This is a genomic window from Pseudomonas sp. 44 R 15 (genome assembly GCF_900004965.1).
In the GTDB taxonomy this organism is placed as follows: Bacteria; Pseudomonadota; Gammaproteobacteria; order Pseudomonadales; family Pseudomonadaceae; genus Aquipseudomonas; species Aquipseudomonas orientalis_A.
Genome location: NZ_CVTU01000107.1, coordinates 30258 through 42607 on the forward strand (window position 1 = coordinate 30258; position 12350 = coordinate 42607).

A 12350-nucleotide genomic window follows, 5' to 3' on the forward strand; every position below is an offset into this window, starting at 1 on the left:
GGCGGAACCCTAAGTGGCCGTTACCGCAGAAACGGATATGTACTCGGTCCAATCCAACATCCCGGCCAGCCCCGAGGCCGCCATCGGGGGCAAGTCGAATCGTCGCACCGCCCCTCCCACATTTGGACCTCGGAACGTCAGGTAGATACGCGTTAGCTCCCTCACCAGAAGTGCGGTGTCGCACCAAAACTGTGTAGATACCTATGCCCCGATAGGTCCCTAACAGGCACCCAGAAACTCAGCCACGCGCACCGCAGCCGCCTCCAGATGCTGCTCATGGGTTAACCCCGACGCCTTCAGCGGCTTCAAGTCATGATCCCCCGCCACCAACCACATCACCTCGATGCTCGGCGACAACGCATACCCCTCCACCGCCGCCCGATTACCCAATGCATCCCGCTCGCCCTGCACAATCAGCGTCGGCGTCGTAAGCCCTGCCAAATGCTCGACCCTCGGTTTCTCAGGCTTGCCCACCGCATAGAACGGATACCCCAGGCACACCAACCCAGCGGCGCCCAGCTCATCGGCCAATAGACTGGCCATGCGCCCGCCCATGGATTTACCGCCAATCGCCAGTTTCCCAGCGACATGACGTCGCACCTGCGCATACACCTCGCGCCAGGCTTCCAACAGTTTCGGCGCCGGATTCGGCGGGCGCTTGCCGCCGTCCAATCGACGTTGCGCCATGTAGGGAAATTCGAAGCGCAATACGTTGACGCCATGCCCGGCAAGGCGCGCAGCCATGTCGTTCATGAAGGCCGAGTCCATCGGCGCACCGGCGCCGTGGGCCAGGATCAACGTGACAGGCTGGCCCGAGCGGGTGCCCGTGGCGACATCCCACAGCCAGCCGCGTTCACGCACACAGTGCGCCCATTGATCCCCGTCAATACTGGCCTTGTGCTCTTTGCCCATGCTTGCCTCGCTTTTTAGTCTGCCTATAACTCCAGCCCAAGTGCCGCATCTGCTTGGGTTGAACCGTGGATGGGGAACCATGAACACTACTTTAAGTACCGCCTATAACTACAAGGTGGTCCGCCAATTCGCCATTATGACGGTGGTGTGGGGCATCGTCGGCATGGGGCTCGGGGTTTTTCTCGCGGCCCAATTGGTTTGGCCTGCGCTCAACTTCGATTTGCCCTGGACCAGCTTCGGTCGCCTGCGCCCGCTGCACACCAACGCGGTCATTTTCGCCTTCGGCGGCTGCGCGCTGTTCGCCAGCTCCTTCTACTCGGTGCAGCGCACCTGCCAGACAACGCTGTTCGCGCCGAAAATCGCCGCGTTCTGCTTCTGGGGCTGGCAACTGGTCATCCTGCTGGCTGCAATCACCCTGCCGCTGGGCTACACCAGTTCCAAGGAATACGCCGAGCTGGAATGGCCGATCGACATCCTGATCACCATCGTCTGGGTCGCCTATGCCATCGTGTTCTTCGGCACGGTCATGAAGCGCAACACCAAACACATCTACGTCGGTAACTGGTTTTTTGGCGCGTTCATCATCACCGTGGCCATTCTGCATATCGTCAACAACCTGGAAATCCCGGTCAGCCTGACCAAGTCCTACTCGCTGTACGGCGGTGCGACGGATGCCATGGTGCAGTGGTGGTACGGCCATAACGCTGTAGGCTTTTTCCTCACCGCAGGCTTTCTCGGGATGATGTACTACTTCGTGCCCAAGCAGGCCGAACGCCCGGTGTATTCCTATCGCTTGTCCATCGTGCACTTCTGGGCGCTGATCACCCTGTATATCTGGGCCGGCCCCCACCACCTGCACTACACCGCGCTGCCGGATTGGGCGCAGTCGCTGGGCATGGTGATGTCGCTGGTGCTGCTGGCCCCGAGCTGGGGCGGCATGATCAACGGCATGATGACGCTGTCCGGCGCCTGGCATAAGTTGCGCAGCGACCCGATCCTGCGCTTTCTCGTGGTGTCCCTGGCGTTCTACGGCATGTCGACCTTCGAAGGCCCGATGATGGCGATCAAGACCGTCAACGCCCTCTCCCACTACACCGACTGGACCATCGGCCACGTACACGCCGGGGCACTGGGTTGGGTGGCGATGATTTCCATCGGCGCGCTGTACCACATGATCCCGAAAGTCTTCGGTCGCGAGCAGATGTACAGCGTCGGCCTGATCAACGCGCATTTCTGGCTGGCCACCATCGGCACCGTGCTCTACATCGCCTCGATGTGGGTCAACGGCATCGCCCAGGGCCTGATGTGGCGTGCGGTCAACGAAGACGGCACCTTGACCTACTCCTTCGTCGAAACCCTGGTGGCCAGTCACCCTGGCTTCATCGTGCGGCTGGTGGGCGGCGCGGTGTTCCTCAGCGGCATGTTGCTGATGGCTTACAACACCTGGCGCACCGTGCGTTCGGTGCAGCCTGTCGAAGCCGTCCCTGTCGCGCAGCTGGCCTGAGGAGTCTGTGATGAAACACGAAACGATTGAAAAGAACGTCGGCCTGCTGATGCTGCTGATGGTGCTCGCCGTGAGCATCGGTGGCCTGACCCAGATCGTCCCGCTGTTCTTCCAGGACGTGACCAACAAGCCGGTCGAAGGCATGAAGCCCTACACCGCGTTGCAACTGGAAGGCCGCGACATCTACATCCGCGAAGGTTGTGTGCAGTGTCACTCGCAGATGATCCGCCCGTTCCGCGCCGAGACCGAGCGCTACGGTCACTATTCGGTGGCCGGCGAAAGCGTGTGGGATCACCCCTTCCTGTGGGGTTCCAAGCGCACCGGCCCGGACCTGGCCCGCGTCGGCGCACGCTACTCGGACGACTGGCACCGCGCGCACCTGTACAACCCGCGCAACGTGGTGCCGGAGTCGAAAATGCCGGCTTATCCGTGGCTGGTCACCGCCGCCGTCGACAGCAGCCACACCGAGACCAAGTTGAGCGTGATGCGCACCCTCGGCGTGCCCTACACCGATGACGACATCGCGGGCGCGGTCGCCAGCCTCAAGGGCAAGACCGAAATGGACGCGCTGGTTTCCTACCTGCAAGTGCTCGGCACTGCCATCAAGAGCAAGAGGTGAGCCATGGGATTTGAATTCGATGCGGGCACTATCCGCGGCCTCGGCACGCTGGTGGTAGCCATCGCCTTTATCGGCCTGTCGCTGTGGGTGTTCAACAACCGGCGCAACGCGGAGTTCGAGCAGGCGCGCCTGCTGCCGTTCGCTGATGAGCCTTCTCCACACAATGCTCAAGAAGAGCCTGCAACAAGGAGCAACCAGCCATGACCCTGTTTTGGAGTACATGGATCTGCGTACTGACCCTGGGCAGCCTGATCGGCCTGACCTGGCTGCTGATCGGCACCCGCAAGGGCGAAACCAAAGGCAGCGTCGACCAGACCATGGGCCACGCCTTCGATGGAATCGAGGAATACGACAACCCGCTGCCCCAGTGGTGGTTCATGTTGTTCGCCGGCACCCTGGTGTTCGCCGTCGGCTACCTGATCCTCTACCCGGGCCTGGGCAACTGGAAAGGAGTACTGCCGGGCTATGAAGACGGCTGGACGTCGGCCAAGGAGTGGGACAAGGAAATGGCCAGGGCCGACACCAAGTTCGGGCCGATCTTCGCCAAATTCGCGGCCATGCCCGTGGAAGAAGTGGCCAAAGACCCGCAAGCCTTGAAGATGGGCGGTCGCCTGTTCGCGTCCAACTGCGCGGTGTGCCACGGCTCGGATGCCAAGGGCGCGTATGGCTTCCCGAATCTTGCGGACAACAACTGGCGCTGGGGCGGTTCGGCCGAAGCGATCAAGGCCACCATCATGAACGGTCGCCACGCGGCGATGCCGGCCTGGGGCGAAGTGCTGGGCGAGGATGGGGTGAAAAATGTCGCCGCCTATGTGCGTCACGACCTGGCCAAGTTGCCCTTGCCGGCGGACAACAACGCCGATTTGGCTGCCGGCCAAGCCGCATTCAGCACCACGTGCGTCGCCTGCCACGGCCCGCAAGGCCACGGCGTGGAAGCCATGGGCGCGCCAAACCTGACCGAGCCAGGCGGCTTTATCTACGGCACCAGCCTGGCGCAATTGCAGCAGACCATCCGCCACGGCCGTCAGGGCCAGATGCCGGCGCAGGACCTGCTGCAGGGCAATGACAAGGTGCATTTGCTTGCCGCTTACGTGTACAGCCTGACCCACTAGCACTGGTAGGAGCGAGCTTGCTCGCGAAGAACGTCAACACAACGCGATAGACCAGACTGACCGCGTGACCGTTGACGTTTTTCGCGAGCAAGCTCGCTCCTACCGTGTGGCGACATTCGCGACCAAGTGTCACACCCCTTCAAAACCCAACTGTCCCCTCCTCGCTTTCGGGTCTACGCTTGTTCCTGCAGTGGGCCAATCCTGGCGTACGCGACGGTATCCGTTGCGCCCTCGAAAATTCCTGTCCACTCGATCAGCTTTAGATTTCTGACTTTGTCCTTACACAAAACAGGGAAAGTGCGCAGAATCTGGCGTGGAACGCCTTGATACAGGTCAGTCATTGCGTTGCAATGGCCCCCCGCTTTCTACATACTTGCGGCCGATTTTACCTATAAAAATACTTAAACCGTGGAACCTTAGAATGAGCACAGCAATCAGTCCGACTGCTTATAACTATAAGGTGGTTCGCCAGTTCGCCATCATGACGGTGGTCTGGGGAATTCTTGGCATGGGGCTCGGGGTGTTCATCGCCTCGCAACTGGTCTGGCCGCAATTGAATTTCGACCTGCCCTGGACGACCTTCGGCCGCCTGCGCCCGCTGCACACCAACCTGGTGATCTTCGCCTTCGGTGGCTGTGCATTGTTTGCCACCTCCTATTACGTGGTGCAGCGCACCTGCCAGACGCGCTTGATCTCCGATGGCCTCGCCGCCTTCACCTTCTGGGGCTGGCAGGCGGTCATCGTCGGCGCCATCATCAGCCTGCCCCTGGGCTACACCACCACCAAGGAATACGCCGAGCTGGAATGGCCGATCGCCATTTTGCTCGCCATCGTGTGGGTGACCTATGCCGTGGTGTTCTTCGGCACCATCGTCAAGCGCAAGACCAAGCACATCTATGTCGGCAACTGGTTCTACGGGGCGTTCATCCTGGTCACGGCGATGCTGCATATCGTCAACCACGCGTCCTTGCCGGTGAGCCTGTTCAAGTCCTATTCGGCCTACTCCGGCGCGACGGATGCGATGATTCAATGGTGGTACGGGCATAACGCCGTCGGCTTTTTCCTGACCACCGGGTTCCTTGGAATGATGTATTACTTCGTGCCGAAACAGGCCGAACGCCCCATCTACTCGTATCGCCTGTCCATCGTGCATTTCTGGGCGCTGATCACCCTGTATATCTGGGCAGGTCCGCACCACCTGCACTACACCGCGTTGCCGGATTGGGCACAGTCCCTGGGCATGGCGATGTCGATCATCCTGCTGGCACCAAGCTGGGGCGGCATGATCAACGGCATGATGACCCTCTCGGGCGCCTGGCATAAGCTGCGCACCGACCCGATCCTGCGCTTTCTGGTGGTGTCCCTGGCGTTCTACGGCATGTCGACCTTCGAAGGGCCGATGATGGCGATCAAGACCGTCAACTCGCTGTCCCACTACACCGACTGGACCATTGGCCACGTACACGCCGGGGCACTCGGCTGGGTGGCGATGATTTCCATCGGCGCGCTGTATCACATGATCCCCAAGCTGTTCGGCCGCGCGCAGATGCACAGCGTCGGGCTGATCAACACGCACTTCTGGCTGGCCACCATCGGCACCGTGCTCTACATCGCCTCGATGTGGGTCAACGGCATCACCCAGGGCCTGATGTGGCGTGCGATCAATGATGACGGCACCCTCACGTATTCCTTCGTCGAAGCGCTGCAAGCCAGCCACCCGGGCTATATCGTCCGCGCCCTGGGCGGTGCGTTCTTTGCCGCCGGCATGCTGTTCATGGCCTACAACGTCTGGCGCACCGTGCGTGCCTCCGACCCGGCGCAAGCTGAAGCCGCCGCCAAGATCGCTGTTGTGGGAGCCCACTGATGAAGCATGAAGTCGTCGAGAAGAATATCGGCCTGCTGGCCTTCTTCATGGTCATCGCCGTGAGCATCGGTGGCCTGACCCAGATCGTCCCGCTGTTTTTCCAGGACGTGACCAACAAGCCGGTCGAAGGCATGAAGCCGCGCACCGCCCTCGAACTGGAAGGCCGCGACGTCTACATCGCCAACGGCTGCGTGGGCTGCCACTCACAGATGATTCGCCCGTTCCGCGCCGAAACCGAACGCTACGGCCACTACTCGGTGGCCGGTGAAAGCGTGTGGGACCATCCGTTCCTGTGGGGCTCCAAGCGTACAGGCCCGGACCTGGCCCGTGTCGGCGGGCGTTACTCCGATGACTGGCAGCGTGCGCACCTGTACAACCCGCGCAACGTGGTGCCCGAGTCGAAAATGCCGGCGTACCCGTTCCTGGTGGAAAACAAGCTCGACGGCAAGGACACCGCGAAGAAGATGGAAGTCTTGCGCACCCTGGGCGTGCCCTACACCGACGAAGACATCGCCGGTGCGGCCGCAGCCGTAAAGGGCAAGACCGAAATGGACGCATTGGTGGCCTACCTGCAAGGCCTTGGCACCCTCATCAAAAGCAAACGGTGACCGGCATGGATATCGGCATGATTCGTGGCCTGGGCACCGTTGTGGTGATGGTGGCCTTTATCGGCCTGGCGCTGTGGGTGTTCAGCCCCCGGCGCAAATCGGAATTCGACGACGCGACCATGCTGCCCTTTGCAGATGATCCCGAAGCCATCAAGCACGTCGAGCAAGCGTCTAGGAGTAACAAAGAATGACTACGTTCTGGAGCCTGTACGTCACAGTCCTCAGTCTGGGTACCATCTTCGCCCTGACCTGGCTGCTGCTGTCGACCCGCAAGGGCCAGCGCGCCGAGCAGACGGACGAGACCGTCGGCCACTCGTTCGACGGTATCGAGGAATACGACAACCCGCTGCCCAAATGGTGGTTCATGCTGTTTGTCGGCACCATCATCTTCGCCCTCGGTTACCTTGCGCTGTACCCCGGCCTGGGCAACTGGAAAGGCCTGCTGCCAGGCTACAACTACCTCGACAACGACAAGCAAACCCCGTTTGCCAACGGCCAGACCGGCTGGACCGGCGTGCACGAATGGGAAAAGGAAATGGCCAGGTCGGAGGCCAAGTTCGGGCCGATTTTCGCCAAATTCGCCTCGATGCCGATTGAAGAAGTCGCCAAGGACCCGCAAGCCCTGAAGATGGGCGGTCGGCTGTTTGCCTCCAACTGCTCGGTGTGCCACGGTTCCGACGCCAAGGGCGCCTACGGTTTCCCCAACCTCACCGACGCCGACTGGCGCTGGGGCGGCGACCCGGCAACCATCAAGCAAACCATCATGCAAGGCCGCCACGCGGTCATGCCAGGCTGGGCTGAAGTGATCGGCGAACAAGGCGTGGCGGACGTAGCGGCCTTCGTGGTGACCAACCTCGACGGCCGCAAACTGCCGGAAGGCGCCAAGGCCGACGTGGCCAACGGCGAGAAACTCTTCGCCGCCAACTGCGTGGCCTGCCACGGCCCGGCGGGTAAAGGCACGCCCGCCATGGGCGCGCCGGACCTGACGCACCCGGGTGCGTTCATCTACGGCTCAAGCTTCGCCCAGTTGCAGCAGACCATCCGCTACGGTCGCCAGGGCCAGATGCCGGCGCAGGAGCAACTGCAGGGCAATGACAAGGTGCACTTGCTGGCGGCGTATGTGTACAGCTTGTCCCACGGGGACAAGAAGGCTGAAGAGCAGTAAGTCCTCGAACACAAAAAGCCCCGCTCAGCGAAAACTGACGGGGCTTTGTTGTTTATTGCTACGACAAGCGACAGGCGTTGAGTTTGAAGGCGACTTTTTCAATCGAGACTGATGCATGAACGAAGACAACGTCATACTCCAGCAAAGTAATCAGGAAGAAGTAAACGAAGCGGGTGCTGCAAATATTGCCGACATGCTGCAAATGCCTGATGACAACATCGAATTCACCCCTGAGCGTGCAACCATTATTGCCAGGCAGCAGTTCGATCAGTGACTCACTTAAGCGGCCCCCATTCTGAAAATACCAAAGATCAAATGTGGGAGCCGGGCTTGCCCGCGACACATTCGACCTGTTTTGTTATGAAGACCGGGTCTCTTGAGTGAACGGTTTCAGGGGCTGCCCGCCCAACACAACAGCAAAAACCGTCCATACTCAACAAGTCAATTGATCCAGGTCACTTACACCATCAATTGATTTGCCCCAACGCGACCAAAGGTCGCACCCTTTGCGCACCGTCGGGGGCGTATCATTAGGCCACTGCAACACCCCCAATTTGACCGCGGTTGGCACGTACTGGCCGAGGCAAATCTCCACCGCCGTGGGATGCAATGATGAGCGACCAGATACCGGTACACGACGTTACCCCGCCTGCCAAAAGCGTCGACCTCTACGCTTCGCGAGAGAAGATTTATACCCGCGCCTTCACTGGCCTGTTCCGCAATCTGCGCATGCTCGGCGGTGCCGCACTGTTCCTGCTCTACTTCGGCACCGTGTGGCTGAACTGGGGCGGTCACCAGGCGGTGTGGTGGAACCTGCCGGAGCGTAAGTTCTTCATTTTTGGCGCCACCTTCTGGCCCCAGGATTTCATCCTGCTCTCGGGCATTCTTATCGTCGCGGCATTCGGCCTGTTCTTTATCACGGTGTACGCCGGACGCGTGTGGTGCGGTTATACCTGCCCGCAAAGCGTGTGGACGTGGATCTTCATGTGGTGCGAAAAGGTCACCGAGGGCGACCGCAACCAGCGCATCAAGCTCGACAAGGCGCCCATGGGCGCCGGCAAATTCCTGCGCAAGTTCAGCAAGCACACGCTGTGGCTGCTGATCGGTTTTGTCACCGGTATGACCTTCGTCGGCTACTTCTCGCCGATCCGCGAACTGGTATTGGACTTCTTCACCGGCCAGGCCGACGGCTGGTCGTACTTCTGGGTGGGCTTCTTCACCCTCGCCACCTACGGCAACGCCGGCTGGCTGCGCGAACAGGTGTGCATCTACATGTGCCCGTATGCGCGTTTCCAGAGCGTGATGTTCGACAAGGACACGCTGATCGTGTCCTACGACCCACGCCATGGCGAAGTACGCGGTCCGCGCAAGAAGGGGGTCGACTACAAGGCCCAGGGCCTGGGCGATTGCATCGACTGCACGATGTGCGTGCAAGTGTGCCCCACCGGTATCGACATCCGCGACGGCCTGCAGATCGAGTGCATCGGCTGCGCCGCCTGTATCGACGCGTGCGACACGATCATGGACAAGATGGACTACCCGCGCGGCCTGATCAGCTACACCACCGAGCACAATCTGTCCGGGCAGAAAACCCATAAATTGCGTCCGCGCCTGATCGGTTACGCCCTGGTGTTGCTGGCGATGATCAGCCTGCTGGTGGCCGCCTTCTTCATGCGTTCGCTGGTGGGCTTCGACGTGAGCAAGGACCGGGTGCTATACCGCGAAAACGCCGAAGGCCGCATCGAGAACGTCTACAGCCTGAAGATCATGAACAAGGACCAGCGCGACCACACCTACGTACTCGACGCCGCCGGCCTGCCCGACCTCAAGCTGCAAGGCCGACGCGAAATCAAGGTGGCCGCCGGCGACATCGTCAGCATGCCGGTGGAATTGTCGAGCGCCCCCGAGCAATTGCCGTCGAGCACCAACGAAGTGACGTTCATCCTCGAGGATGCCGACGACACCAGCGTTCACATTGAAGCCAAGAGCCGATTCATCGGCCCACAAGTTCGTTAGACAGGGAATACAAGAATGCCCGCAGCCACTGCCGCAAGCCCTTGGTACAAGCACCTCTGGCCCTGGATCATCATCGGCATCCTTGCCTGCTCGGTGACCCTGACCCTGTCCATGGTGACCATCGCGGTGAATAACCCGGACAACCTGGTCAACGACAATTATTACGAGGCCGGCAAAGGCATCAACCGCTCCCTGGACCGCGAACGCCTGGCCCAGACCCTCCAGTTGCGCGGCAAGCTGCACCTGGACGAACTGACCGGTGAAGTCGAACTGCGCCTGACCGGCTACAGCAACCCGAACACGCTGGAACTGAACCTGATTTCCCCGACCCAGCCAGAGAAGGATCGCAAAATCAACCTGACCCGCAGCGACAGCGAGCCCGGCCGCTACATCGGCCAAGTCACCGACAAGGTCGACGGCCGCCGTTTCGTGGAATTGCTCGGCGTGGAAGGCGACAAGACCTGGCGTCTGTTCGAAGAAGAAGAGGTCAGCCACGACCAGGACTTGCTGCTCGGAGACGAACCGTTGCAAGGTGCCGAAGACCTGAAAAAGTAAAAGATCGCGCTTCGCGCATCGCGGGCAAGCCCACTCCCACATTGGAACGCGTACCCCTGTGGGAGTGGGCTTGCCCGCGATGAGGCCCTTCCAGCCACCAAAGATCCCGACCATGACCACCCCCTGCTACCACTGCGCCCTGCCCGTCCCCGCCGGCAGCCGGTTCACCACCGACATCCTCGGCGAGCGTCGCGAGCTTTGCTGCCCGGGGTGCCAGGCGGTGGCCGAGGCGATTGTGGCGGGCGGGCTGGAAAGCTACTACCGGCACCGCAGCGAAGCCTCGGCCAACCCCGAGGCCTTGCCGGTGCAACTGCTCGATGAATTGGCGCTGTACGACCGCGCCGACGTGCAAAAGCCATTCGTGCGCCACGCAGGCGAACTCGCTGAAATCACCCTGCTCATGGAAGGCATCAGTTGCGCGGCCTGTGGCTGGTTGATCGAGAAACACCTGCGCGGCCTGCCCGCCGTGGCCGAGGCACGGCTGAACCTGTCCAACCACCGCCTGCATGTGCGCTGGGCCGACGGGCAGTTACCGTTGAGCCAAGTGCTCAGTGAACTGCGCCATATCGGTTATGCCGCCCATCCCTATCAAGCGGACCGTGCCGCCGAACAACTGGCCGGCGAGAATCGCCTGGCCCTGCGCCAGTTGGGTGTTGCCGGGCTGCTGTGGTTCCAGGCCATGATGGCGACCATGGCCACCTGGCCGGAATTCAATATCGACCTCAGCCCCGAACTGCATGTGATCCTGCGCTGGGTTGCGATGTTTCTGACAACTCCCATCGTGTTCTACAGCTGCGCACCGTTTTTCAAAGGCGCGCTGCGCGATCTGCGCACGCGTCACCTGACCATGGACGTGTCGGTGTCCCTGGCCATTGGCGGGGCTTATCTGGCGGGGATCTGGACGGCGATCACCGGCGTGGGTGAGCTGTACTTCGACGCGGTCGGCATGTTCGCGCTGTTCCTGCTGGCCGGACGCTACCTGGAACGGCGTGCCCGCGAGCGCACCGCCGCCGCCACCGCGCAGTTGGTCAACCTGCTGCCCGCTTCGTGCCTGCGCCTGGGCGCGGACGGCCAGAGCGAGCGCATCCTGCTGGGCGAGTTGGCGGTGGGTGACCGGGTGCTGGTGCATCCTGGCGCGGTGCTGCCGGCGGACGGGGTGATTGTCGAAGGCCAGTCCAGCGTCGATGAATCATTGCTTACCGGCGAATACCTGCCGCAGCCTAGGCATGTCGGCGATGCGGTCACCGCCGGCACCCTCAACGTAGAAGGCGTGCTGACCGTCGAGGTGCGCGCCCTCGGCCACGACACGCGCCTGTCCGCCATCGTGCGCCTGCTGGAGCGTGCCCAGGCCGAGAAACCGCGCCTGGCGCAGATCGCCGACCGCGCCGCACAGTGGTTTTTGCTGGCGTCCCTGATTGCGGCTGCAGTGATCGGCCTGGTGTGGTGGCAGTTGGATGCATCACGGGCGTTCTGGATTGTATTGGCCATGCTGGTCGCCACCTGCCCGTGCGCGCTGTCCCTGGCGACACCCACTGCCCTCACTGCCGCCACCGGCACCCTGCACAGCCTTGGGTTGCTGCTGACCCGTGGCCATGTGCTGGAGGGGCTGAACCAGATCGACACGGTGATTTTCGACAAGACCGGTACGCTCACCGAAGGACGCCTGGCGTTACGCGCCATCCGGCCCCTGGGCGAACTGGACAGCGACCAGTGCCTGAGCCTCGCCGCCGCACTGGAAAACCGCTCCGAACACCCGATTGCCCGCGCCTTTGGCCGAGCGCCCCTGGCGGCCCATGACGTATCGAGCAGTCCCGGCCTCGGCCTGCAAGGACGTGTGGGCGAACGCCTGTTGCGCATCGGCCAACCCGGGTTTGTCTGTGAACTCAGCGCCGGCCCGATCCCGGCGTCACCGGACGAAGCCGGGCAATGGCTGCTGCTGGGCGATCAACGCGGCGCGCTCGCCTGGCTCGTGCTCGACGACCGCCTGCGCAGCGA

At 61.8% G+C, this 12350-nt stretch carries 13 protein-coding genes; 12 read left to right on the forward strand and 1 reads right to left on the reverse strand.

What is annotated here, in order from left to right; translation table 11 throughout:
* Positions 1-219 precede the first annotated feature (219 nt).
* The gene (locus tag BFP93_RS19430) at positions 220-912 is read right to left on the reverse strand and encodes an alpha/beta family hydrolase (RefSeq protein WP_065894411.1); all 693 of its coding nucleotides are present in this window, start codon (positions 910-912) and stop codon (positions 220-222) included.
* 79 nt (positions 913-991) lie between these two features.
* On the opposite strand from BFP93_RS19430, the gene ccoN (BFP93_RS19435) reads away from it, so the two are divergent.
* The 12 genes from ccoN (BFP93_RS19435) to BFP93_RS19485 form a co-directional block, all read left to right on the forward strand.
* Complete coding sequence (gene ccoN / locus BFP93_RS19435) at positions 992-2416, forward strand: cytochrome-c oxidase, cbb3-type subunit I (protein WP_065894412.1); 1425 nt, start codon at positions 992-994, stop codon at positions 2414-2416.
* Between the two features lie 10 nt (positions 2417-2426).
* Positions 2427-3035, forward strand: coding sequence for a cytochrome-c oxidase, cbb3-type subunit II (gene ccoO, locus BFP93_RS19440; RefSeq protein WP_065887896.1), 609 nt, complete (start codon positions 2427-2429; stop codon positions 3033-3035).
* A 3-nt stretch (positions 3036-3038) separates the two neighbouring features.
* On the forward strand, positions 3039-3239 hold the full coding sequence (locus BFP93_RS19445) for a cbb3-type cytochrome oxidase subunit 3 (protein ID WP_065894413.1): 201 nt from the start codon (positions 3039-3041) through the stop codon (positions 3237-3239).
* Positions 3236-4147 carry a cytochrome-c oxidase, cbb3-type subunit III gene (gene ccoP / locus BFP93_RS19450; protein WP_065894415.1) on the forward strand — a complete coding sequence of 304 codons (912 nt, stop codon included), beginning with the start codon at positions 3236-3238 and terminating at the stop codon, positions 4145-4147. The genes BFP93_RS19445 and ccoP (BFP93_RS19450) overlap by 4 nt, the downstream gene beginning before the upstream one ends.
* Positions 4148-4568: 421 nt before the next feature.
* A complete protein-coding gene (gene ccoN, locus BFP93_RS19455) occupies positions 4569-6011 on the forward strand; it encodes a cytochrome-c oxidase, cbb3-type subunit I (protein WP_065887893.1) in 1443 nt (480 codons plus the stop codon).
* Positions 6011-6619 (forward strand): cytochrome-c oxidase, cbb3-type subunit II, encoded by a 609-nt coding sequence (ccoO, locus tag BFP93_RS19460; RefSeq protein ID WP_025854274.1) that lies wholly within the window; start codon positions 6011-6013, stop codon positions 6617-6619. Before ccoN (BFP93_RS19455) ends, ccoO (BFP93_RS19460) begins: the two co-directional genes overlap by 1 nt.
* 5 nt (positions 6620-6624) lie before the next feature.
* Complete coding sequence (locus tag BFP93_RS19465) at positions 6625-6810, forward strand: CcoQ/FixQ family Cbb3-type cytochrome c oxidase assembly chaperone (RefSeq protein ID WP_003193169.1); 186 nt, start codon at positions 6625-6627, stop codon at positions 6808-6810.
* On the forward strand, positions 6807-7784 hold the full coding sequence (gene ccoP, locus BFP93_RS19470) for a cytochrome-c oxidase, cbb3-type subunit III (protein ID WP_065894417.1): 978 nt from the start codon (positions 6807-6809) through the stop codon (positions 7782-7784). Before BFP93_RS19465 ends, ccoP (BFP93_RS19470) begins: the two co-directional genes overlap by 4 nt.
* Positions 7785-7899: 115 nt before the next feature.
* Positions 7900-8058, forward strand: coding sequence for a hypothetical protein (locus BFP93_RS28940; RefSeq protein ID WP_158254507.1), 159 nt, complete (start codon positions 7900-7902; stop codon positions 8056-8058).
* A 338-nt stretch (positions 8059-8396) separates the two neighbouring features.
* The gene (ccoG, locus tag BFP93_RS19475; protein WP_065894419.1) at positions 8397-9800 is read left to right on the forward strand and encodes a cytochrome c oxidase accessory protein CcoG; all 1404 of its coding nucleotides are present in this window, start codon (positions 8397-8399) and stop codon (positions 9798-9800) included.
* Positions 9801-9815: 15 nt separating this feature from the next.
* Entirely contained in the window at positions 9816-10355 is a 540-nt protein-coding gene (locus tag BFP93_RS19480) for a FixH family protein (protein WP_065894421.1), read from the forward strand.
* 112 nt (positions 10356-10467) lie between these two features.
* Positions 10468-12350 (forward strand): heavy metal translocating P-type ATPase (locus BFP93_RS19485; protein ID WP_065894423.1); only part of this gene is annotated, 1883 nt, incomplete at its 3' end.

Coding starts and splice junctions, on each gene's coding strand:
- BFP93_RS19430 (WP_065894411.1), bottom strand. CDS start 912: ATGGGCAAAGAGCACAAGGCCAGTATTGACGGGGATCAATGGGCGCAC.
- ccoN (WP_065894412.1), top strand. CDS start 992: ATGAACACTACTTTAAGTACCGCCTATAACTACAAGGTGGTCCGCCAA.
- ccoO (WP_065887896.1), top strand. CDS start 2,427: ATGAAACACGAAACGATTGAAAAGAACGTCGGCCTGCTGATGCTGCTG.
- BFP93_RS19445 (WP_065894413.1), top strand. CDS start 3,039: ATGGGATTTGAATTCGATGCGGGCACTATCCGCGGCCTCGGCACGCTG.
- ccoP (WP_065894415.1), top strand. CDS start 3,236: ATGACCCTGTTTTGGAGTACATGGATCTGCGTACTGACCCTGGGCAGC.
- ccoN (WP_065887893.1), top strand. CDS start 4,569: ATGAGCACAGCAATCAGTCCGACTGCTTATAACTATAAGGTGGTTCGC.
- ccoO (WP_025854274.1), top strand. CDS start 6,011: ATGAAGCATGAAGTCGTCGAGAAGAATATCGGCCTGCTGGCCTTCTTC.
- BFP93_RS19465 (WP_003193169.1), top strand. CDS start 6,625: ATGGATATCGGCATGATTCGTGGCCTGGGCACCGTTGTGGTGATGGTG.
- ccoP (WP_065894417.1), top strand. CDS start 6,807: ATGACTACGTTCTGGAGCCTGTACGTCACAGTCCTCAGTCTGGGTACC.
- BFP93_RS28940 (WP_158254507.1), top strand. CDS start 7,900: ATGAACGAAGACAACGTCATACTCCAGCAAAGTAATCAGGAAGAAGTA.
- ccoG (WP_065894419.1), top strand. CDS start 8,397: ATGAGCGACCAGATACCGGTACACGACGTTACCCCGCCTGCCAAAAGC.
- BFP93_RS19480 (WP_065894421.1), top strand. CDS start 9,816: ATGCCCGCAGCCACTGCCGCAAGCCCTTGGTACAAGCACCTCTGGCCC.